Annotated in this window: 19 protein-coding genes; 7 read left to right on the top strand and 12 right to left on the bottom strand. The window is 65.2% G+C overall.

The genetic code is table 11. The features are described from left to right. Positions 1 to 6: 6 nt before the first annotated feature. Complete coding sequence (locus OPV09_RS16740) at positions 7 to 129, bottom strand: hypothetical protein (RefSeq protein ID WP_331776465.1); 123 nt, start codon at positions 127 to 129, stop codon at positions 7 to 9. Between the two features lie 159 nt (positions 130 to 288). On the opposite strand from OPV09_RS16740, the gene OPV09_RS16735 reads away from it, so the two are divergent. Continuing rightward, entirely contained in the window at positions 289 to 2,982 is a 2,694-nt protein-coding gene (locus OPV09_RS16735; protein WP_338678830.1) for a polysaccharide deacetylase family protein, read from the top strand. Further along, the gene (locus tag OPV09_RS16730) at positions 2,983 to 3,363 is read left to right on the top strand and encodes an immunity 22 family protein (RefSeq protein WP_338678829.1); all 381 of its coding nucleotides are present in this window, start codon (positions 2,983 to 2,985) and stop codon (positions 3,361 to 3,363) included. It abuts the gene before it with no gap. Here the strand turns inward: OPV09_RS16730 and OPV09_RS16725 are convergent. Beyond that, positions 3,348 to 4,571 (bottom strand): response regulator, encoded by a 1,224-nt coding sequence (locus tag OPV09_RS16725; protein WP_338678828.1) that lies wholly within the window; start codon positions 4,569 to 4,571, stop codon positions 3,348 to 3,350. The genes OPV09_RS16730 and OPV09_RS16725 overlap by 16 nt on opposite strands. 110 nt (positions 4,572 to 4,681) lie before the next feature. Here OPV09_RS16725 and OPV09_RS16720 point away from each other — a divergent pair, with 110 nt between their 5' ends. Together OPV09_RS16720 and OPV09_RS16715 are read left to right on the top strand one after the other, a co-directional pair. Continuing rightward, positions 4,682 to 6,760, top strand: a complete 2,079-nt coding sequence (locus OPV09_RS16720) for a TonB-dependent receptor (RefSeq protein WP_338678827.1) — start codon at positions 4,682 to 4,684, stop codon at positions 6,758 to 6,760. Positions 6,761 to 6,777: 17 nt separating this feature from the next. Further along, positions 6,778 to 7,323, top strand: coding sequence for an RNA 2'-phosphotransferase (locus tag OPV09_RS16715; RefSeq protein WP_338678826.1), 546 nt, complete (start codon positions 6,778 to 6,780; stop codon positions 7,321 to 7,323). On the opposite strand, the gene OPV09_RS16710 is transcribed toward OPV09_RS16715, so the two are convergent. From OPV09_RS16710 to OPV09_RS16665, 10 genes are all read right to left on the bottom strand, one after another. After that, a complete protein-coding gene (locus tag OPV09_RS16710) occupies positions 7,324 to 8,538 on the bottom strand; it encodes a PepSY-associated TM helix domain-containing protein (RefSeq protein WP_338678825.1) in 1,215 nt (404 codons plus the stop codon). Then, positions 8,538 to 11,000 carry a TonB-dependent siderophore receptor gene (locus OPV09_RS16705; RefSeq protein WP_338678824.1) on the bottom strand — a complete coding sequence of 821 codons (2,463 nt, stop codon included), beginning with the start codon at positions 10,998 to 11,000 and terminating at the stop codon, positions 8,538 to 8,540. The genes OPV09_RS16710 and OPV09_RS16705 overlap by 1 nt, the downstream gene beginning before the upstream one ends. Positions 11,001 to 11,093: 93 nt before the next feature. Beyond that, a complete protein-coding gene (locus OPV09_RS16700) occupies positions 11,094 to 12,089 on the bottom strand; it encodes a FecR family protein (protein ID WP_338678823.1) in 996 nt (331 codons plus the stop codon). Then, complete coding sequence (locus tag OPV09_RS16695; RefSeq protein WP_338678822.1) at positions 12,086 to 12,595, bottom strand: sigma-70 family RNA polymerase sigma factor; 510 nt, start codon at positions 12,593 to 12,595, stop codon at positions 12,086 to 12,088. The genes OPV09_RS16700 and OPV09_RS16695 overlap by 4 nt, the downstream gene beginning before the upstream one ends. Positions 12,596 to 12,723: 128 nt before the next feature. After that, positions 12,724 to 13,926, bottom strand: coding sequence for a HupE/UreJ family protein (locus OPV09_RS16690; protein ID WP_072453483.1), 1,203 nt, complete (start codon positions 13,924 to 13,926; stop codon positions 12,724 to 12,726). After that, complete coding sequence (locus OPV09_RS16685) at positions 13,923 to 15,134, bottom strand: tetratricopeptide repeat protein (protein ID WP_219328916.1); 1,212 nt, start codon at positions 15,132 to 15,134, stop codon at positions 13,923 to 13,925. Before OPV09_RS16685 ends, OPV09_RS16690 begins: the two co-directional genes overlap by 4 nt. Positions 15,135 to 15,200: 66 nt before the next feature. Next, positions 15,201 to 15,449 (bottom strand): hypothetical protein, encoded by a 249-nt coding sequence (locus OPV09_RS16680; RefSeq protein WP_072453485.1) that lies wholly within the window; start codon positions 15,447 to 15,449, stop codon positions 15,201 to 15,203. Positions 15,450 to 15,462: 13 nt separating this feature from the next. Continuing rightward, entirely contained in the window at positions 15,463 to 16,962 is a 1,500-nt protein-coding gene (locus tag OPV09_RS16675) for a DUF4331 domain-containing protein (protein WP_338678821.1), read from the bottom strand. Between the two features lie 375 nt (positions 16,963 to 17,337). Beyond that, positions 17,338 to 17,985 carry a DUF1109 domain-containing protein gene (locus OPV09_RS16670; protein ID WP_331776475.1) on the bottom strand — a complete coding sequence of 216 codons (648 nt, stop codon included), beginning with the start codon at positions 17,983 to 17,985 and terminating at the stop codon, positions 17,338 to 17,340. Next, positions 17,982 to 18,566 carry a sigma-70 family RNA polymerase sigma factor gene (locus tag OPV09_RS16665; protein WP_219328919.1) on the bottom strand — a complete coding sequence of 195 codons (585 nt, stop codon included), beginning with the start codon at positions 18,564 to 18,566 and terminating at the stop codon, positions 17,982 to 17,984. The genes OPV09_RS16670 and OPV09_RS16665 overlap by 4 nt, the downstream gene beginning before the upstream one ends. Before the next feature lie 131 nt (positions 18,567 to 18,697). Here OPV09_RS16665 and OPV09_RS16660 point away from each other — a divergent pair, with 131 nt between their 5' ends. From OPV09_RS16660 to OPV09_RS16650, 3 genes are read left to right on the top strand one after another with little or no spacing between them, the layout of a single operon-like run. Continuing rightward, complete coding sequence (locus OPV09_RS16660; protein ID WP_338678820.1) at positions 18,698 to 19,504, top strand: DUF1223 domain-containing protein; 807 nt, start codon at positions 18,698 to 18,700, stop codon at positions 19,502 to 19,504. Further along, positions 19,504 to 20,100 (top strand): cytochrome b/b6 domain-containing protein, encoded by a 597-nt coding sequence (locus OPV09_RS16655; RefSeq protein WP_338678819.1) that lies wholly within the window; start codon positions 19,504 to 19,506, stop codon positions 20,098 to 20,100. Before OPV09_RS16660 ends, OPV09_RS16655 begins: the two co-directional genes overlap by 1 nt. Positions 20,101 to 20,104: 4 nt before the next feature. Further along, a complete protein-coding gene (locus tag OPV09_RS16650; RefSeq protein ID WP_338678818.1) occupies positions 20,105 to 20,881 on the top strand; it encodes a molybdopterin-dependent oxidoreductase in 777 nt (258 codons plus the stop codon). Positions 20,882 to 20,922 lie beyond the last annotated feature (41 nt).

Below are 20,922 nucleotides of genomic sequence, written 5' to 3'. Positions count from 1 at the left end.
CGTGGTTCAGTGCGGCAAGCATACACGTCCCGCCACATTGACCACGTCGTCGCCCGCATGCGCGCGCAGTTGCAGCATCATCAGGGCCACGCCCAGCATCAGCGCCGCAGCGCAGAGTTTCTTGTGCATCGTCTTTCCTGTTCGTACGTTCGATGAGGTTTGCCGGCATATTATTGCCCAAATTCAGCGTGCGGGCTGAGCATGTGCCATGCGTGCTTTACAATTATGCATCTGCGCATCCGCGCCATCCGAATTCTATGCATAGTATGTGAAGGGAATGACAAGCCTGTGACTTCCAAGCCGATCAAGATCGCCGCCACCGTCGTCGTGGCTCTCGCCGCTGGGGCGGGCATTTACACGTTTACCCGTCCAGCCGCCACCGCCACGCCAGGCGCCCCGGCCTCGGGCAGCCCGGCCGCCGCGCCCCAGTCCACCGTCGATACGGCCGCCGTGGCGGCCCAGTTCCGCGACTTGCTGGGCAATTTTCGCAAGATTATCGTGCTGCTGGCCGACGAGCAAAGCTTGCCCGAAGGCGCGCGCGACGAAGCCCGCAAGGTGGGGCAGGCGCTGTTCCATGAAAACCAGGAACGCATCGCCAAGCTCGATGCCGCGCTCGACCAGCTGACGGCGCCTACCAATCCGGGCCGTTTCGAGGCGCTCGACGGTTTATTGAGGTATATCGAGTCCGATCCGGGCCTATACGACGCGGACCGCCTGGCGTTCCGCGAACTGCTGCAAAGCATGCTGGCCGACGTCGCCAAGGATTCGTCCTTGCCGGCGATCAAGCTGCACAAACGCATTTCCGAAGACCTCGATGCGCTGGGCGAGATCGAGCGCAATTACGAGAAGGAAATCCGGCAAATCTTCGGCAACCTGGGCCAGCGCGCCATCGAGCTCAAGCGCGAACGGTGGGATGATTACGTGGCGCAGCTGAAAAAGCTCTACAGCCGCGAACAGATTTTGAAGGAAAACGGCATCGTCGTGCCGTATGCGGTGCCGCCGGCAGGTTCTGTGCCCGAAGCCAAGCCCGTGCCAAAAAAAGACGAGGCGGAAATCTTCGGCCTGGGTTTGCCGAAGAAAACCATCGTGCTGACCTTTGACGACGGCCCGCACCGCCGCTACACGGAAGAAATCAGCGCCATCCTGAAACAATATGGCGTGCCGGCCGTGTTCTTCAACGTGGGCCGCAACTTGGGCAGCCTGGACGCGGAAGGCCACGCCAAGCTGAACGCGGGTGCGGAAGTGAGCCGCAAGCTGATGAAAGAGGGCTATGCCGTGGGCAACCACAGTTTCAGCCACGCACAGTTATCCAAGCAGACTGGCGACAAGCTGAAAGGCGAAATTCTCGGCACCGACACGTTATTGAAAGCCATCAGCCCCGAGCGGGCCGCGCTGTTCCGCTTTCCGTATGGCGCGCGCAACAGCGAAGGCATGGCCGCGCTGGCCGATGCCCATTTGAAATCCGTGATGTGGAATATCGATTCGCTGGATTGGGCCGACCCCGTGCCCAGCTCGATCACGAACCGGGTGCTGGCGTCCGTCGACAAGGCGGGACGCGGCATCGTGTTGTTCCACGACATCCACGAACGCACGGTGAAAGCCTTGCCGGCCGTGCTCGACAAGCTGATCGCCGAAGGCTATCAATTCGCCGGCTGGGATGGCACGAGCTTCCAGGTAGCGAAAAGCTCGGCGCCCGCGCCGGAAAAAGTGCCCGTCACCACCGGTTACGCCAATTCCTGGGCCGTCGTGATCGGCATCGACGATTATGCGAAATGGCCGAAATTGCAATATGCGGTGCGTGACGCGCAAGGCATCCGCGAAACCTTGATCGAGAAATTTGCGTTCGCGCCCGAGCGTGTCGTCACCCTGAAAAATGGCGAAGCGACGCGCAACAACATCTTGGCCGCCTTCCATGACAAGCTGGCCCATGGCGGCGTGCAAAAGAATGACCGTATCTTCGTCTTCTTCGCCGGCCACGGCGCCACGCGCAAGTTGAGCTCGGGACGCGACCTCGGCTACATCGTGCCCGTCGACTCCGACCCGGCGCAGTTCGCCACGGATGCGATCCCGATGACGGAAATCCAGAATATCGCGGAGTCCCTGACGGCCAAGCACGCGTTCTTCGTCATGGACGCCTGCTATAGCGGCCTGGGCCTGACGCGTGGCGCCGGTTCCAGCTCCTTCCTGCGCGACAATGCCAAGCGCATCGGCCGGCAAATGCTGACGGCCGGCGGCGGCGACCAGCTGGTGGCCGATGGCGGGCCGAACGGCCACTCCGTGTTCACGTGGACCCTGCTGCAAGGTCTGGCGGGCAAGGGCGACCTGAACGGCGACGGCCTGATCACGGCGACGGAACTGGCGGCTTACGTGGCGCCGGCCGTGTCCAGCGTGTCGAACCAGACGCCCGCGTTTGGCAGCTTGCCCGGTTCGGAAGGGGGCGATTTCGTCTTTGAATTGCCGGGCGAGACGGAATTCCTCAGTCCGAACACGACGCAGCTGTCGACGGAAGCCATTGCCCTGAACAGCAAGCTCGACGCCAAGCCGGCGGCGGCCAGCGTGACGGTCAAGGATTTGCAGGGCGGCGAACAGAAGATCGTCACGCCGGGCGCCGTGCCGAGCTCGACGCGCCAGCTGGCGCAGCGGGCCAACGACCGTGGCTTGCAGCTGTACAAGGAGAAACAGTATGCGGCGGCGGAAGCGCAATTTACGGAAGCGCTGAAACTGCGTCCCGATTTCGCGCTGGCGGCCAACAATCTGGGCTTTGTTTTCTACAAGCAGGAAAAATACCGCGAAGCGGCCCGCTGGTTTGAAAACACGGTCAAGATGGACCCGTCGCGCGCCATCGCCTATCTGAACCTGGGTGACGCGTATGCGAAGGCTGGCGATGCGGCCAAGGCCAAAGCCGCCTATAAAACCTATCTGGAACTGGCGCCGACGGCGGCCACGGCGCCGGCCGTGCGGCAAAAGATGGAGAAGCTGTAGTTGGCCAATACTTTGCCCATCGTCCACGTGTTTGCCTGCAGCGGCCGTTTCCCCAGCTGGGAAGCGCTGCAGGCATATTTGTCGCCCACGTACACGGAAGATGGCGATGCCGTGCCATCGCCATTCATGCTGGAAACGGGCCTCACGTGTTACGAGCCGGCCTGTTTTGAAAGCGCCATGCTGGCGTCGCCAGTGCCGCTGGCGCAGTTGCTCGATGGCGTGTCGTACCCCGACAGCTGGCTGGCGCAGGCCTGTGCGGACGCGGATGGGCAAAGCGTCCTGGCCGACACGGCCGTCTGCGTGTTTGCGCCGAACCAGCTGGCGCACCCGCAGCGCAGTTCGCTCCATTACGTGGGCAGCTATGCCTACGCCGGCGGCTGAGCACCATCTTCGCGCTGCTCATGCAGTAGCTTGTTGATTGCCGCCAGCAGGCTGGTACCCGAGGTGGTGATGAAACGGGCACCGGCCGCCTGCGCTTCCGTGCCGTAGCTGGCGACCGTATCCTTGCTGCAATACACGACGATGGGCAGTTCCGGCAAGGTCTGGCGCACTTCGCGCACCGTGCGCACGCCCGCATCCTTGATGCGCCGGCGGTTTTCCACCCGTGCCATGTCCGTGATCAGCAGCGCATACGGTTTCTGTTGCAGCATGGCCAGCGCCTGCCGCGTCGACACGGCCTGGTCCACCTTGATGTTTTCCCGTTCCAGCTGCTCCACCAGCAAGGTATTGTTGCGCGGATGGTCGTCCAGCCACAGCACCAGGCTGGCTGGCTTTTGCGCCGTCGGCACGCCGGCCAGGGCCGTGACTGGCGCGCCGTCATCGGGCGGGTAGGCCAGCAGCAGCTGCGTGACGGCTTCCTGCATGTCATCGAGCGACTTTTGCTGCAAGCGGCTCAGTTCCGTCACCTCGATTTCCTTGCCGCTCTCCAGGCGCACGGATTCGTTCTTGACCATGCTGTCGGCCCGCTTGATCATGATGGACAGGTAGATGCGCGTAAGCAGGTAGCCGATCAGGAAACCATGTACGGAAAAGAACAGCATGATGCTGCCCACCACCGCCATCGCCGTGGCCGTATCCGTGGCCAGGCTGGGCGCGATAAAGGCGGCCATGCTGCGTGCGCTGCCGGGCAGGCTTTTGAGTTCGATCAAGCCCACGCCGACGATGATTTTCGTCAGCCAGTCTGACACTTCCACCAGATTCGAATTGATTTCCATGGGCGTGGGCGTGCCCAGGAACAGCGTATTGCTGGGGGCGGCGGCCGCCGTGTCGGTCCCTGCGGCCGGTGGTTCGTCCGTGGGACGGCTCTTGCCATTGTTCCGCTCGTCGGGCGGTGCGGCGCTGACGGTGCCCGATGGCAGGCTGCGCGGGATGCCGAACAAAAAGCCCAGCAGCATGCCGCTGACGCAAAAGCCCAGGCTCCACAGCAGGGCCGGCACGGCCTGGTAGTAAGGCGGCAGCAGGGCGCCCGCCATCACGGCCAGCAAGCCTGCCAGCAGGATGAACAACAGAATATAGGGCAACACATCGCGTTTGCGCACGGCCGCGGCGGCGGTTTTTGTTGCCTTGCCGGCACTGTCGCTCAGGTCCACGGTCGCTCCTTGAAAAATGCTGAATCCAAACAAGCAGCCGGCCGCGTATATATCCGGTAGGCTAGACCAAGCCCTGGACCCATACTGACATCATAAAAACTGGAGACGCGATGCGATTGAGAAAACGCAAACTGGTAGCAGCTTGTGCGCTGGCATTGCTGGGCTTTGGGCGCCAGGCGGCGGCCCAGGCCCAGTCCGAGGCGGCTCCAGTTGCCGATGAAGCACGCACCGTGCGCGTGGCGGGCCACTATGACAACGCCGTCGGCACGTCGGATGCGGCCAGCCAGGGCGTCATCACTACTGAGTTGATTGTCAACCGGCCCGCCTTGCGCACGGGCGAATTGCTGGAATTCGTGCCCGGGCTGATCGTCACCCAGCACAGCGGCGACGGCAAGGCCAACCAGTATTTCCTGCGCGGCTTTAACCTTGACCATGGCACGGATTTCGCCACCTATGTCGATGGCATGCCCGTCAATATGCGCACGCATGCGCACGGGCAAGGCTATTCCGACCTCAATTTCCTCATTCCCGAGCTGGTGCAGCGCATCGATTACAAGAAGGGGCCGTATTTCGCCGGTGAAGGCGATTTCGCCTCGGCAGGCAGCGCCCGCATCCGTCTGGCCGACAAATTGCCGCAGGGCCAGGCCAGCGTCTCCGTCGGCCAGCACGGTTATGTGCGCGGCGTCGTCGCCGATTCGTTCTCTGCCGGGTCAGGCACCTTGCTGGTCGGCCTGGAAGTGCACCGCAACAGCGGTCCCTGGGACGTGCCGGAGCGCGTGCGTAAATACAGCGGCGTGCTGCGCTACAGCCAGGGCACGCAAGACGACGGCTTCAGCGTGACGGGCATGGCCTATAAAAACAGCTGGAACGCCACCGACCAGGTGCCGCTGCGCGCCGTCGAGTCTGGCCAGATCGGCCGTTTTGGCAGCCTCGCGCCCAGCGACGGCGGCGACACCTCGCGCTACAGCCTGTCGTACGCGATGCGCAAGCGCACGGACAACCGGCTGTTCGAGCTCGACGCCTACCTGATCCGCTCGCAGCTGGAACTCAATAGCGACTTCACGTATTTCCTTGCCAATCCGCAACAGGGCGACCAGTTCCAGCAAAGCGAGCGGCGCACGGTGGCCGGCGTGAACGCCAGCGAAAGCTGGACCATGGAGCTGTTCGGTCTTCCCCTGCGCAACAAGCTGGGCGTGCAGGCGCGTTTTGACCGGCTGTCGCCCGTGGGCTTGTACAACACGGTGGAGCGCGTGCGGCAGAGCACGGTGCGCGAAGACCGGGTGCGCGAAAGCAGCATCGGCCTCTACGGCGAAAACACGGTGCAATGGCTGCCGTGGCTGCGTTCCGTGGCGGGCGTGCGCTATGACGCTTACCGTTTCAAGGTGGACAGCAGCATAGACGGCAACAGTGGCTCGGCGAACGATCACGTGGTGTCGCCGAAACTGTCATTGATACTTGGGCCGTGGAGCAAGACGGAATTTTTCGTCAACTACGGCAAGGGCTTTCACAGCAACGACGCGCGCGGCACGACGCAGACGCGCTTGCCCGACGGCACCCCATCCACGCCCGTCACGCCGCTGGTGCCGACGAAAGGCATGGAACTGGGCGCGCGCACGGAATGGTTGCCGGGCCTGCAAAGCTCGCTGGCCCTGTGGCGCCTCGACATCGCGTCGGAATTGCTGTTCGTCGGCGACGCGGGCGAGACGGAGGCGAGCCGCGCCAGCCGCCGCCACGGTATCGAGTGGAACAACCACTACATTGCCGCACCGTGGCTGCTGTTCGACCTGGACCTGGCCGCTTCGCGCTCGCGCTATACGGAAAACGACCCCGCCGGCAACTATATACCCGGTTCGATCGACAAGGTGGCGTCGTTCGGCGTGACCGTGACGGACCAGGGCCCGTGGTCGGGCGCCTTCCAGCTACGTTACTTCGGCCCCCGTCCCCTGATCGAGGACAACAGCGTGCGCTCGGCCTCGACGACGTTAGCCTACGCGCGCGTGGCGTATCAGATCAACCGCAAGACGCGCGTCTCGCTCGACGTATTCAACCTGTTCGACAAGCGCGCCAGCGACATTGATTATTACTATGCCTCGCGTTTGCCTGGGGAAGCAGCGGAAGGCGTGAACGACCGGCATTTCCATCCGGTGGAGCCGCGCTCCGTGCGCCTGACCTTGTCATATGCGTTCTGACAAGGCTACACTGCGGCATGACAGATCATTTGGTAAATACCAGTAAATTCCTTTCCCTCATCCTGCGCCATGCGCCCGAAAAAATCGGCCTCGCGCTCGATCCCCAGGGCTGGGCCGACATCGGCCAGTTGCTGGCGCTGGCGGCCCAACATGGCCGCAGCCTTTCCCGGGAACAATTGGATGACGTGGTGATGCGCGACAGCAAGACGCGCTACGCGATCAGTGCCGACGGCTTGCGCATCCGTGCCAACCAGGGGCATTCGCTGTCCGCCGTCGATATCGGCTTGCTACCGTCCACGCCGCCCGCCATGCTGTTCCACGGCACGGCCAGCCGCTTTGTCGACGCGATCCGCGACGGCGGTTTGCTGGCGGGATCGCGCAACCACGTGCACCTGTCCAGCAACCGCGAAACGGCCGTGGCCGTCGGCGCGCGCCACGGCAAGCCCGTCGTGCTGACGGTGGATGCGGCCGCCATGCTGGCGCAGGGCCACGTGTTTTACGTGTCCGACAATGGCGTGTGGCTGACACAGGCCGTGCCGGTGGCCTTCATCGGCTTTCCCTGACTAATGACTTAGCGCCCTGGCCCTGGCTTGCCCCTGGCGCTTGCGGCGCCAGATCAGCACGCCCGTCACGCTCAGGCCCGCCACCAGCACGCCCATGGCGCAAATGAACAGTTTGAAAGGCCAGCCCCACATCGAGGCCATGTGCAGGGCGCTGATCCAGCTGCGGATGGTGTCGCCGCTGGCTGCGCCCGTGGGCAGCCAGGTGGCCAGCTGCCGGCCGCTGGCCGCGTCGAAAAAGACGGTGGTCAGGCCCTTGTGGGCGCGCACGTCGCGGCTGCTGCGCACGTTGTAGCTGTACACGCCCAGCGCGCGTTCGTGGGCCAGCGCGTTTTCCTCGATGATGGTGAATGCGTGCTGGCGCGCCAGGGCGTCCATCAACTGGCGACCCTGCGTGCGCGCGGCGGGCCAGTCCAGCTGCGGCCCCGGCGACGGCGTGTGCCGCGCGACGATTTCCTCGGCACCCTGGTGGGCAAACAGCGGATGCATGACGGCCGCATAGGCGCCGTACAGATTGAAGGCGACGCCGCTCCACGCAAACACCAGCAGCATGGCCCACAGCCACAGGCCGCCCGCGCGGTGCAGGTCGAACACCAGTTTATAGCTGCCGCCGTTGCGGCGCAGCAGCCATGACGGGCGCCAGCGCAGCAGCCACGGTTTCGTTCCCGGCGAGCGTTTTTTCAGGCGTGCGGGGAAAGTCAGGGCGGCGCCGATGAAGCAGTCGACCGTCCAGATGATGGCGATCAGGCCGAACATCAGTAAACCCGTGTCCCCCAGCGCCAGCGCGTAATGCAGGCGTTCGATGAAGGGCAGCAGATTGATGGCGCCCTCGCTGATTTCGCCCCAGCGCCGCTGGCCCAGCACGGCCCCCGTGTAGGGATCGACGAACACTTCGTCGCTGGCCAGCGGCGCATTGCCGGACTGGCGCAGGTAGAACACCATGCTGTGGCCTTGTGGCGCAGACAGCGGCGCGTAGCTGACCTGCGCCTGGGGAAAGCGCGCGGCGATCGTCTCGCGCAGCTGCAGGGCGTCGAGCGGCGCGGCGTCGTGCATTGGCGGCGCTACGCGGAAGACGGCGGGCAGCATGGCCGCCTCCAGTTCATCCTTCCACGCGAGCGCGCTGCCCGTCACGCCGGTCACGATGAGGAAGCCGGCCATCAGCAGGCCGGCATAGCGGTGCAGCGCCGCCAGGACGGGGCGCATGTGCAGCGATGGCATCAGAAGCGGTACATCGCGCTGACGTTGGCCGTGCGTTCGGCATTGCGGTAGCACAGGTTAGGCAGGTAGCCGCAGTCATACAGGGTCTGCTTGTTCAGTACATTGTTGACGTTGAGGGCAAACTGCCACGGCCCGCGCGACACGCCCAGCGCCGCATCCCACTGCGTGATGCCGCCATTGCGGATGTTCAGGTTTTCGCCATCGGAATTCGAGCGCATGGCGCCGAGAAAACGCATGCCCAGCGCCGCATACGCGGGCAGGCTGCCGGCCAGCGTGAACGATTGGCGGGCCCAGGCCGAGGCGCTATGGCGCGGCGCGCCCGCTTGCTGCAAACCCAGGTCGCCATTGTTGCTCTTTGTGACCTCCGTATCGAGGTAGGTGTATTGGGCGATCAGGCTCAGACGGCTGGCGAACTCCGTGCGCGCTTCCAGTTCGACGCCGCGCGACTTGACCTGGCCCGTCTGCAGCAGGAAACCCGGATTGCCGATGTCGGACGTGGAGACATTGTCGCGCACCAGGTCGAACACGGCTGCCGTATAGCTGGCGCGCTGGCCCACGGGTTCGTAGCGGACTCCGGCTTCAAACTGCTTGCCGCGCGACGGTTTCAAGGCGCCGCCGCCCATCATCGTGCCCAGTTCGGGCGAGAACGAGGTGGCATAGCTGACATACGGCGCCCAGCCGTCATCGAACAGGTAGACGGCGCCCAGGCGGCCCGTGGTGGCCGATGGCGACTGGCGGTAGTCGGGTTTGACGGCGCCGGTATTGAGGTCCGTGACGTCGCGCGACTGCGTGGCCTTGTCGCGGCGTAGGCCGGCCGTGACGACCCAGCGGTCCCATTTCAATTGATCCTGCGCGTACAGGCCCAGCTGGCGCGAAGGGGCATCGGCGCGCGTGGGCGCCTTGGACGGGACCAGGGGCTGCTTGCCGTACACGGGCTGGTACAGGTCGAGCGGCTCGATGAAGCCCCGCTGGTGGCGGTAGTCGTCCGTGTTGCGGATGTTCGCGTAATCGACGCCCAGCAGCACCTGGTGCGTCAGGCCGCCCGTGGCAAACCGCGCCTGCAGCTGCGTGTCGGCGAACAGGCTTTTCGAGTCCGTGTCGACGGGCCAGAAATATCGATCAACGGTACCGTCGTCGTTCAGACCGCCGGGGAACATGTCCGTGCGGTCGTTCTTCAGGCGCGTATAGCGCAGGTTCTGGCGCAGCGACCAGGTATCGTTGAATGTGTGCTCGAACTCGTAGCCCAGCATGGTATTGCGGCGCTTGAAGCGGTTGTCGTCGCCCATCAGGTTCACACTTGGGTCGACCTGGCCGCGCGGGCCAGGCACCAGCAGCTGGTTCGGGAACGCGTACTGCTGGTTGTCCTGCTCGTAGCGGGCCAGCAGGGTCAGACGCGTGGAGGGGCCTGCCTGCCAGGTGAGCGAGGGGGCGAAGTACAGGCGGTTGTCGCGGTCGCGGTCCAGCCGCGTATGGGCTTCGCGGCCCAGCATGACGACCCGGAAGGTCCAGGCGCCCGGCGTGTCGATGGTGCCGCCCACGTCGGCTTTCAGCTGGCGGCGCTGGTAGCTGCCGTACTCAATTCCCACTTCGCGCACGGCGTCCGCGCTGGGACGCTTGCTGACGGCGTTGACCATGCCGCCCGGCGGAATCTGCCCGTACAGCACGGATGCGGGGCCGCGCAGCACTTCCAGGCGTTCCAGGCCATACGGTTCGATCGAGGCGCCAAAAGTGCGGCCCGAGTTGCGCAAGCCATCTTGCAGGATGCCGTTCGTCTCGATGGTGAAGCCGCGCAGCAGCGAGGAATCGTCGCTGCCCAGCGGGCGCTGGTTCGGCGTCACGCCGGCCGTGTAGCGCAGGGTTTCGTCGAGCGATTCGGCATTGCGGTCGCTGATTTCATCGGCCGTGACCACCGACACGGATTGCGGGTTTTCATTGAGCGCCGTATCCGTCTTGGTGGCCGAGCCGGCGCGCCGCGCCACGTAGCCGCGCACGGGGCCCGTCGCCGTTTCGCGTTCGCTGCTGGCATTGATGGTGATGGCCGGCAGGGTGGTGCTGGCCTGGGCCGGCGTGGCTGCCGGCGCAGTCTCCGCCCGCAGCGCGTACGCGCCGTTGGCGCCCGCCACCACGCGCACGCCCTGGCCGCGCAGCAGTTCCTCGAAACCCTGACGCACCGTGTAGCTGCCCGCCAGGCCGCCGCTGCGCTTGCCCTGCAACAGGGCCGCGTCGGCCGACAGTTCCACGCCGGCCGCGCTGGCGAACGTGGTCAAGGCCCGTTCCAGCGGTCCGGCGGGCACCGCGTACTGGCGCTTCGCTTGCGTACTCTCTAACGTCTGCGCGTGGGCGGCAGGGGCCGTGACGGCGACGGCGCCCACGGCGGCGCCTGCGAGGAACAGGGCCTGGATGGCGGCGGCGAGGGGGAACGGACGCAGTTTGTGCGCAGGTGCGGTCAGGCGAGGGGGCATGGTGCAAATCCTTGGAAAGTGGCGGGAAAAAATCGGTTCTTCCCGTATTCCGAACGAAAAGCCAAAACCCTCAACGTTTTTTCACTTATTTTTTCAGCTGGCCTGGCGCGGCCCCACGCTGACCCAGTAGCGCGTGCGGTAAACCAGCTGCACGGGCAGGCTGGCGGCCAGGTTGGCCAGCGAGCGATCCGTGTCGCGCAGCGAATACACGCCCGTCACGCGCAGGCTGGCGATCGATTCGTCGCAGCGCAGCACGCCGTGGCGGTAGCGCCCCAGCTCGGCCAGCAGCTCGTCCAGGCGCATGCGCTCTGCCACCAGGCTGCCATCGGTCCAGGCGGCGGCGCTGTTTTCGAGGTTCGTCACATCTTGTACTTCCAGGCGCGTGTAGCCAGCCTGCTGGCCCGCCTGCAGGTGCAGCGAGGGGGCGCCGTCCTGCATCGGCTGCAGCGGCTGCAGGGCGACTGTACCCTGGAACACGGCGACACGGCTCTCGCCATCATCGAGGCGCACACTGAAGCGCGTGCCCAGCGCCGTGGCCGTGCCTTGCGGCGTTTGCACCAGCAGCGGACGGTAGACGGGCGCTGTTTCATGTGCGCTGGTGACGAGGATGGCGCCCGCGCGCAGCACGATGCGCCGTTCGCCAGCGCCGTAGCGCACGTCGATGGCGCTGGCCGTGTCGAGCACCACTTGCGTGCCGTCGGCCAGCACGATGGTGCGCGTCTCGCCGACCGACGTGCGGTAGTCGCTGGCGGCGCTCTGCCACAAGTCCGTTTCGTGCGCCAGCAGGGCCGTGCCCCCGCCCGCCGCGATCAGCCCCAGCAGTTGCAGGGCGCGCCGGCGGCCGGCGGCATGGCGCGGCGCCGGCGCCAGGGCGCTGCGCGCCACGTCGCGCGGCAAAGTGTCGAATTGCCGGGCGAAGCGCTGCAGCCGGGCCCAGGCCCGTTCGTGTTCGGGGTGGGCGGCGCGCCAGGCGGCGCAGGCGTCCGCATCGGCCGCGCTGGCGTCTTCCGCCCACAGCCGCGCCATCCACTCGGCGGCGCGCTGCAGCGCGGCGGGGGCGATGGGGGCGCTGTCCAGCTGGGAGCTCATGCGAATTGCGCCGCGCAGCAGGCCAGCAGCGCGCGGGCGATGTATTTTTCCACCGACGAGACGGAAACGTCCAGGCGCGCGGCGATGTCGGTGTAGCCCATGCCTTCGAGCTTGCACAGCAAGAAGGCGTCGCGCACTTTATGCGGCAGGCTGGCGAGGATGGCGTCGATTTCCATCAGTGCCTCGACGATCAGCGCGCGCATTTCCGGCGTGGGTGCGGCCGCTTCCGGCTGCGCGGCGATGGCGTCCGCGTAGGCTGATTCGATATGCCGGCGGCGGAACAGGTCGACCACGAGGCCATTGGCGATCTGCGCCAGGTGCTGGCGTGATTCGTCGCGCCCGGGCGCGCGGCCCCGCGCGAGGATGCGCAGATACGTGTCGTGCGCCAGGTCGGCCGCATCGAAGGCGTTGCCCAGCTTGCGGCGCAGCCAGCCCTGCAGCCAGCCGTGGTGGTCGCTGTAGAGCACTTCGATTTGCCGATGCAGTTCCAGTTCGGGGCGTAGCATGCAACCTTTCCATGCCATGGTCCGCGGACAAACAGGCCTTGATGCGATTGAGAATTGTTCGTATTGTAGCCCGGTTGTGCGCGCTTGTGGCTGGCTTGTGGCCGGCTAGTGGCTGTCCAACAACGCCATCAGCTTGAAATCAGCTTGATGTCGACCACTCTCTCCACCAGCCAGACGGCCGCCACCAGGGCGATGGCCAGCGAGCCGACGGTCAGCACTTGCCGGTACAGCCACGTCTTGCGCAGCAGCCAGGCGGCGGGCAGGAATGCGGCGACGATGGCCAGCTGTCCCAGTTCCACGCCCACGTTGAAGCCCAGCAGGCTGGCCAGCAAGGAACCCTGCGGCAAGCCCAGGTCGCGCAGCACGCTGGCAAAGCCGAAACCGTGGATCAGGCCAAAGGCGAAGGCGGCCACGGGACGCTTGCCGCGGAACAGCGGCAGCAGGTTGTTCAGCGCGGCCAGGATCACGGAGGCGGCGATGGCCGATTCCACCCAGCGCGATGGCAGCGAGATGAGCGACAGGCTGGCCAGGGTCAGGGTGATGGAATGGGCGAGTGTGAAGGCGGTGACGACTTTCAGTACGTCGATGAATGCGCCTCTTAACCCCCAGCTCAAGACCTGGGGTCGGACCCGCCGGGTCCGACCCCGGCTCTCCGCTGCGGGGGGCAACGGATTCTGCGGCACGTTTGAGCGTGTGGACTGGTGGGCTTGAGGCAGCAGCACGGCCGGCAGCAGCAAGGACAGCAAAAACAAAATATGGTCGTAGCCGATCCAGATATGCCAGACGCCGTGTTTCACATAGGCGCCGAACTGCGCCAGGCGGTCGGGCGCGGCCAGGGAAAGCGTCTGGCGCGGGCTGTCCGGGTCGAAGATGGCCGTTTGCGTATTGCCACCGCTATCGATTTTGACGAGTCCCTTGTGCTGCGGATCGAGGTCGGCGAACAAGGTGTAGCCGATGGCGAGACTGGCAGGGGCGGCGCCGGGGCAGCTGGCCTGGAAGCGCAGCACGCTGTAGGCGCCGTCCGTATGGTTGTCGATCAGTTGTTCGACGGCTTTCAAGGGGCACGCGCCCTGGTCGCTGGCCACTTGCAGGCGCTGCAGCGCGTAGGCGGCGATGGCTTGGTGGCGCGCGCGGATTTCATCCCAGGTCAGGGCGCCGTCGCCGTTGCCATCGAGGCCGATGGCGAAATCGAGGTCGCGCAGGGCGATATCCCATTGTCCTTCGATCTGCTGGCCGTGGACCTCCAGGCTCAGGTAACTGTCGCTGGGCTTGTGGGCTTGTGCGGGAGAGAGCCAGGCGCACAGCAGCAGGATGAACAGGTATCGCTTCACAGTACACCTGCCTTCTTCGCAGCACTGATTTTTGCGCCATCCTGTGGCCCCAGCTGCCTGACGAGGCGCTGCAAGGCCACGTCTTCCACGCCATTGGCCGCGATCCAGGCCAGCACGGGCTGTGCCGCCGTATAGTTGCGCGCGGCCAGCGATGCTTCCAGCAAGATGCGCATGTCGGGCACTTCCTTCTGGATGGCCCAGTTTTTCTGCGCCAGTTGCAGGGCGGCGGGAACATCCTGCTGCAAAAACAGGGCGAAGCGGGCCTGTTCGCGCTGGTGCACGGTGTCGCCGCGCTGCATGGCGGCGTTGAAGCGGGCCGCCAGCTCCGCTTTTGCCGCCAGGAAGGCGGGCTGCTGGCCGGGCAGCGCCTGCAGGGCCAGCGCGTAGCGCAGCAGCAGGGCATCGATGCGCTGCTGCTCTTTCAGCAGCTTGGCGACTTCCTGCGGGCGCTGCCGGTCGAGCAGGAAATCCGCGTAGGCGCCCAGCAGATAGCTGTCGCGCGGCTGCTGGGCCAGCGCCTTGGTGTAGCGGGCTTCGGCCAGCGCCCACTCTCCGCGCCGGGTGGCCATTTCCGCCAGCAGGGTTGCGGCCCAGCTTTCCAGTTCGGGCGCCGCGCCGGCGCTACGCTGCAAGGTCAGGTCCAGCAAACGCTCGCTGGCGGCGGCGCGGCCCGTGACGCTGGCGATGTTGGCAAGGCAGGTGACGGTGACGAGCTGCGTTGTCAAGGCGGACAGCCGGGCGCAGCTGGCGGTCGCTTTCGCATAGTCGCCCTGCACGGTGAGCACGGTGGCGCGCGTCAGCCACGCTTGCCCGTTGGCTGGCTCCTGCGCTATGACGGCGTCGAGATCCTGCAGCGCGGGGCCGAAATGGTGGGTGCTTTGCAAAATGGTGGCGCGCAGCAGGCGCACGGGGACGGGCGGCGCCGCTTGCCGCCACCACGGCGCCAGCGCCGCTTGCGCGTAGCCCAGGTAGCGCGGATCCGTGTCGCTGCGCGCCAGGGCAATGTAGCGCTGCGCCAGACCGCTGGCCAGGGCCAGGTCTTGTGGTTTGGCGTCGAGTTGCTGGCGCAGGCCGCGCAGGGCCAGCTGCGTGGCGTCGGCGCGGCGCGGCAGCTGCTCGATGACGGCGCTGCCATCTTTTGGCGTGTAGGGCGCGGCCCATGCCAGCAAGGGCAAACAGGCGCACAGCAGGGAAATCGGTGTTTTCATCGTGGACGCCATCGACGGGAATGGGTACAGGCGCCGGGGAGCTGACTCCCCGGCGCCCGATGGGGCTTACAGAGGCACCGGCTCCGTATTGTCCGGAGACGTCGCCATGATGACGTCAATGCCGACGCCATCCTTGTCATCGCTGGTGGTCAGGATGACGTTGCTGACGGCCACATAAAATGCGTCAAGCAGGACGACGGGCGGAGGATTGACGCCGCCGTCGCCATTATCGCCACCGTGGCTGCTACCGCCGCCACCGCAGCCGGCCAGCAGGGCCGTGAGCGCCAGGGCGCTGCATACATAGAGCTTTTTCATCACGTTCTCCTGGTTACAGCTGCGGCGAACCGGCCACGGGATTTTTCAGGTAGGGGAAGCCTGCCGTGAACGACGTTTCGTCGAGGAAGGCGCCATCCGTGAAGTGCAAGCCGCCGGCGGGAGCGTCGGCCGGGGCGCAGCCGATGTTCAGGGTGCACAGCTTGCCCATGGCCACGCGCAGGACGACGTCGACCACGTCGTCGCCAGGGCGGCGGCCGTTCGGGAAGCCCGCGTTATCGCCGCCGATGACGCCGAGGCGGTTCTGCGCACCGACGCTGGTGGCGGCGATGGACGTATTCAGGCGCAGCATTTCCGATGCCGTCACGGTGACGGGCTGGTTCACGCCCTTGATGCCCGTCAAGAAGGTGGCGACCAGGTCGTTGCGGGGAAAGTTGGTGGGCGCCTTGGCGCCGGCCGAGCCGTACAGTACTTCCACCAGGGCCGGCGCTGTCGGGTTGGTGACATAGTCGGCAAATTGCGCGTCGCCCGACGGCTTGCTGGCGTTGAAGCGGTCCTTGTCCTTCAGGCCGATCACCAGTTCATTTACCAGCGGCATGCCCAAGCGCGACACTTGCACCCACGCGCCGCCTTCCTTCGACGCCGCCGTGGCCGTGCCCGGCGTCGGGTTCAGCAGGCGTCCCTGGCGCAGGCTGGCCGTGGTCCAGCCGCCGATGACGGGGTCGGCGCCCGCCGTGAGGCAGGCGGTCGGCACTTCCATCTCGATGGCCGTGACATTTTTCTTGGCCAGGTCATCCTTTGCGGCCGACTCCGCATTCGCGGCAAACTCCGTGGCTGGCGCCTTGATGTTGATCAAGTCGAACGTTTCGCCCAAGTTGACCACAAACGGGTCCTTGCGCTGGCCGACGAACAGGCGCGCCGGCGTGGCGCAGCCGGGAATGTTGACGGCGTACACATGCTGCGCGGCATACGCGGCGTAGTTGGGGATGGCCTTGTTGCCGATATTGTCGACAGGCTTGTCGAAGGTCGTGCCGCCGCCCGTGGCATTCGTGACGCTGCTGCGCGTGCCTGTGCGGCGGTCGCCCCGCACCACCGTCACGCTATAGGTTTCGCGCACGTTCAGGCCGGCCGGGTTGACGGAATCGATGGCGCCGCCGTTGATAACGAGCGGAATCGAGACTTTCTTGCCACCCACGGTGAACTGGCCATCCTTGATGGTGTTGGTGAAGCGGAACTGGAAGGTGAGGTCTTCCTTGCCGTCGCCATTGTTGTCGATATGGATTTCGTACAGCGCGTTCGGGTCCATGGCGAAGTAATTCGGCCCGCCGTAGGCATCCTGCAGGGGGATATAGTCGGCTACCAGCGTGGTGTAGGCGCCGCGCCCCGTTTCATAGCTGCGGAACATATAGAAGTCGGTGGCGTCGACCTTGGGGTTTTGCGTGATGAACGGCGCTTCGCGGTGGCTGGAGGCAAAGGCCGATGGCGTGATCGCCAAGGCCAGCAGGTTGCCCAGGAGGGCGGCGCCCAGTGCGGTTTTCGAGTGTAACAATGACATGTCGATTCTCCCTGATTGTTATGTGCATACGTAGGACTAGCGGGAATTACGGGGCTGCATCAGTTGTACGGGGCGCCAGCACGATCGGATTCATTCCTTGCAAATTATTTTTAGGCAGCGGAATGAACGGCCGTCGATCGTCAGGGGGCTGGCGCACGAGGTCGAATCTACGTGGATATTGCACGTCAGTAAGAAAAAATATTTTGTGGACAAGAAGAGACGCCGCCGCCAGTGATGGCGATAGCCTGTTGCGCTATGTCGCGGCGTTTGCGAAGGCGTGCGCGGGGCACGTGGGAATGCGTGAGTATGCGGATATGGATACGATAGACGCTCGAAACCCGCTTGACCGGCGTCCCGCTTGCGGGGAGAGTGTGCTTACCAGGCCAGCACTTTGGGGCCGATGGCCGCGCCGATGGCAGTTGGCACCAGCATGCCCAGCACGTACCAGAAACCGACGAAACTGGCGGCCAGCTCGGGGCAGTGCAGGCAGTACACGAGGGCCGCCATGGCGCCGGCGGCAAACCCGGCGGCAGCGCCGGCCAGGCGCAAGCGCGTGGGCGCCAGCTGGCGCATCAGGCGCAGCACGGCGGCCAGGATGGGCAGCGACAGCAGGGCGATGAGCAAGGGACAGCTGCGCCAGGTGGCGCCCCAGAACAGCTCGGCGCGTTGTTCGGGCAGGGCTGCCTGCAGGATGATGGCGCCCAGCGCCCACATCAGCAGCAGCGGCATGGCGAGCAGCAGGGGCAGGGCGCGCGTGGCGGCGCCCGGCACGCACAGGCGGCGGCTGACGTGCCAGGCCGCCAGGGAGAGGCAGATGACGAAACCGACCTTGATCCAGAAGTCGGGCAGCAGGGCCAGCTGTTCCAAATTGGGCCGCACGCCCAGCAGCATGACCATCAGCGTCACGCTGGCCAGCAGTCCGGCGCCCAACGTGGACGCGGCACGCCAGTGCGTGCCCGGGGGCGGGGCGGCTGCCACGTCGGGGCCGTTGGCCAGCATGGATATCAAGTCATCGGTTTTCATGGTGTCGTTATCCTCAAGTTGGCTGCCAGTGCCTTCAAGCCGCGATGTACTGCCACTTTGACGCTGGCTTCCGAAATCTGCATGGCCGCGGCCGTGTCGCGCACGGACCAGCCGTCGAGCTTGGTATGCACGATGGCGTCGCGCTGCTGCGCCGGCAAGGTGGCCAGCAGCTTGCCCAGGTCGCGGCTGGCCTCGGCCGCCTCGGCATCGGCGCTGGAAAACAGTTCCTGCGCGCTATCTTCTTCGTCATACGGCAAGTGCTGTGCCTCGCGCCGCCCATGCCGGCGCAGCCAGTCGATCAACTTATAGCGCGCGATCGCATGGATCCACGACGTCAGCGGCACCCCCGTGTCATACGTCAAGCGCTGGTTGTGGATGGCCAGCAGACACTCCTGCACCAGGTCTTCCACCTCGTCCGGCCAGCGCAGCAGGCGGCGCCGGAAAAACGCGCGCAAGTGCTGGCTGCTTGCCTGCAAAAAACTGCGGTAGGCCGCCGCATCGCCATCGAGCCCGCGCAGCATCAAGCCATGCAGCCGCAATTCCGTGCCATGCAGGTGTTCGCTTACAGGTATTCGTTGCATGCAGGCCTTTGGTGACAGGCGTTGAAAAAAATAAATTCAAAAAATAATGGAGGGTGGCTGTAACCAATCCGCGGCATGCGGCGAATTGACAGGCAAGCACGCTTCTTAATTCAATATACCGGGTAACGACCATGGACATCAAGCACCGCCTTGCAACACTGCTTTTACCCGTCCTGAGCATGGCTGTGGCCGCCCCGGCCATGGCGCAAATGGCAGTCGGCCAGCGCTGCGCCGTGCAAAGTGGGCCGCAGACGGCGGCGCTGGTGGAGCTCTACAGCAGCGAAGGCTGCTCCAGCTGCCCGCCCGCCGACCAGCGCCTGAGCGCCTTGCGCAAGGAAGCGGGAGAGGCCAGCCTGATCGTGCCGCTGGCCTTGCACGTCACCTACTGGGACCAGATCGGCTGGACGGACCCGCTGGCGCAGGCGCAATTCGATGCGCGCCAGGCCGAATTGCTGCGCCACCAGCCGCGCCACGTGGCCTACACGCCCCAGTTTTTTGTGGGCGGCACGGAATTGCGCAGCTGGGATACGCAACTGCCGGCCGCCATCCGCCGCATCAACGCCACCGCCGCGCCCGTCAACATCGGCCTGTCCGCCACGCCGGGGCCCGGTGGGAAACTGGTGCTTGAAGCCAATGCCAGCGCGCCGGACGCGCAGACGAGCGGCCAACTGTACGTGGCCATCAGCGAAAGCGCCATCGTGTCCAAAGTGCTGCGCGGCGAAAATCGCGGCGCCACCCTGCATCACGATGCGGCCGTGCGCCTGTGGCTGGGGCCAGTTGCGCTGGAGCAAGGCCGTGCCCAGCTGCGCCGTGAAGTCAAGCTGCCCGCCAGCTGGCGCCCGGAGCAGCTGCAAGCGGTGGCCTTCGTGCAGCGCAGCGACAGCAGCGCCATCCTGCAAGCCGTCAGCACGGCATCCTGCGCGAAGGGAGCGATGTGATGAACGGACAAGCAAGCGTGATCCACCCAGCCTGGCTGCGCATCACGCACTGGCTCAACGCCGTGGCCGTCGTGGTGCTGGCCACCAGCGGCTGGCGCATCTATAACGCGGCGCCGTTCTTCCCGTTCGAACTGCCGCGCGTCCTGACCCTGGGAGGCTGGCTCGGCGGCGCCCTGCAATGGCATTTCGCCGCCATGTGGCTGCTGGTGGCCAATGGCTTGCTGTATCTGATCATCAATATCGTCTCGGGGCGGCTGCGGCGCCAGTTCTTTCCCCTGTCGCCGCGCTTGCTGCTGGCTGATTTCATCGCCGCGCTGAAGGGCAAGCTGGCCCATGCGGACCCGCGCCACTACAACATGGTGCAGCGCGCCGCCTACCTGTTCGTCATGCTCGACTGCATCGTGCTGGTGCTGTCCGGCCTGGTGCTGTGGAAATCCGTGCAATTTCCCCTGCTGCGCGAGCTGATGGGCGGCTACGAGAGCGCGCGCAGGGTCCACTTCATCGCCATGGCACTGCTGACGGGCTTTGTCGGCGTGCACCTGCTGATGGTGGCGCTGGTGCCGCGCACCCTGGTCGCCATGCTGCGCGGCCGCTAAGGAGATGAGCATGAAAAAAACCATCATCGTGCAAGAGCAGGGCCAGGCCATGCTGGCCGACGCCTTGCGCCAGATCAAGCAGCCGTCGCGCCGCCTTTTCCTGCAGCGCAGCTTGACCCTGGGCGGCCTGTCCTTGCTGACGGGCTGCAACGCCAGCGACCCGACCGGCATCGAGACAGCCTTGACGGCGGTGTCGCGCTTCAATGACAAGGTGCAAGGCTGGCTGTTCGACCCGAGCAAGCTGGCGCCCACGTATCCCGATTCCATGATCACGCGGCCGTTTCCCTTCAACGCGTATTACGGCGAGGATGAAGTGGAAGAGATCGATGGCGACGCCTGGCGCCTGGAATTGAGCGGCCTGATCGCCGACAAGAAGCCCTGGACCCTGCCGCAGCTGCGCGCCTTGCCGCAGGAAACGCAGGTGACGCGCCACATCTGCGTGGAAGGCTGGAGCGCCATCGGCAAGTGGGGCGGCGTGCCGTTTTCTCACTTCCTCAAGCGGGTGGGCGCCGACACGACGGCCAAATACATCGGCTTCAAATGCGCCGACGATTATTTTACGAGCATCGACATGGCCACGGCCCTGCACCCGCAAACCATCATGGCCCTGACGTATGACGGCCAGGAATTGCCGCCGAAATATGGCTACCCGATGAAACTGCGCATGCCGACCAAGCTGGGCTACAAGAACCCCAAGCACATCCAGGCGATTTTCGTCACGAATTCCTACCCGGGAGGGTATTGGGAGAATCAGGGATACAACTGGTTCGGCGGCTCTTGATTACTTTTGGCAACACCTGTAGCACAGCAACAGCTTTACCA

The organism is Janthinobacterium sp. TB1-E2 (assembly GCF_036885605.1).
GTDB lineage: Bacteria > Pseudomonadota > Gammaproteobacteria > Burkholderiales > Burkholderiaceae_D > Janthinobacterium > Janthinobacterium aestuarii.
The sequence above is the reverse complement of the archived record's forward strand: the minus strand, read 5'-3'. Positions and strand labels throughout refer to the sequence as shown.

What these genes read in the sequence shown, in the direction of transcription:
- OPV09_RS16740 (WP_331776465.1), bottom strand. Translation starts at nt 129, where the DNA reads ATGCACAAGAAACTCTGCGCTGCGGCGCTGATGCTGGGCGTGGCCCTG.
- OPV09_RS16720 (WP_338678827.1), top strand. Translation starts at nt 4,682, where the DNA reads ATGCGATTGAGAAAACGCAAACTGGTAGCAGCTTGTGCGCTGGCATTG.
- OPV09_RS16715 (WP_338678826.1), top strand. Translation starts at nt 6,778, where the DNA reads ATGACAGATCATTTGGTAAATACCAGTAAATTCCTTTCCCTCATCCTG.
- OPV09_RS16710 (WP_338678825.1), bottom strand. Translation starts at nt 8,538, where the DNA reads ATGCCATCGCTGCACATGCGCCCCGTCCTGGCGGCGCTGCACCGCTAT.
- OPV09_RS16705 (WP_338678824.1), bottom strand. Translation starts at nt 11,000, where the DNA reads ATGCCCCCTCGCCTGACCGCACCTGCGCACAAACTGCGTCCGTTCCCC.
- OPV09_RS16700 (WP_338678823.1), bottom strand. Translation starts at nt 12,089, where the DNA reads ATGAGCTCCCAGCTGGACAGCGCCCCCATCGCCCCCGCCGCGCTGCAG.
- OPV09_RS16695 (WP_338678822.1), bottom strand. Translation starts at nt 12,595, where the DNA reads ATGCTACGCCCCGAACTGGAACTGCATCGGCAAATCGAAGTGCTCTAC.
- OPV09_RS16685 (WP_219328916.1), bottom strand. Translation starts at nt 15,134, where the DNA reads ATGAAAACACCGATTTCCCTGCTGTGCGCCTGTTTGCCCTTGCTGGCA.
- OPV09_RS16680 (WP_072453485.1), bottom strand. Translation starts at nt 15,449, where the DNA reads ATGAAAAAGCTCTATGTATGCAGCGCCCTGGCGCTCACGGCCCTGCTG.
- OPV09_RS16675 (WP_338678821.1), bottom strand. Translation starts at nt 16,962, where the DNA reads ATGTCATTGTTACACTCGAAAACCGCACTGGGCGCCGCCCTCCTGGGC.
- OPV09_RS16670 (WP_331776475.1), bottom strand. Translation starts at nt 17,985, where the DNA reads ATGAAAACCGATGACTTGATATCCATGCTGGCCAACGGCCCCGACGTG.
- OPV09_RS16665 (WP_219328919.1), bottom strand. Translation starts at nt 18,566, where the DNA reads ATGCAACGAATACCTGTAAGCGAACACCTGCATGGCACGGAATTGCGG.
- OPV09_RS16660 (WP_338678820.1), top strand. Translation starts at nt 18,698, where the DNA reads ATGGACATCAAGCACCGCCTTGCAACACTGCTTTTACCCGTCCTGAGC.
- OPV09_RS16655 (WP_338678819.1), top strand. Translation starts at nt 19,504, where the DNA reads ATGAACGGACAAGCAAGCGTGATCCACCCAGCCTGGCTGCGCATCACG.
- OPV09_RS16650 (WP_338678818.1), top strand. Translation starts at nt 20,105, where the DNA reads ATGAGCATGAAAAAAACCATCATCGTGCAAGAGCAGGGCCAGGCCATG.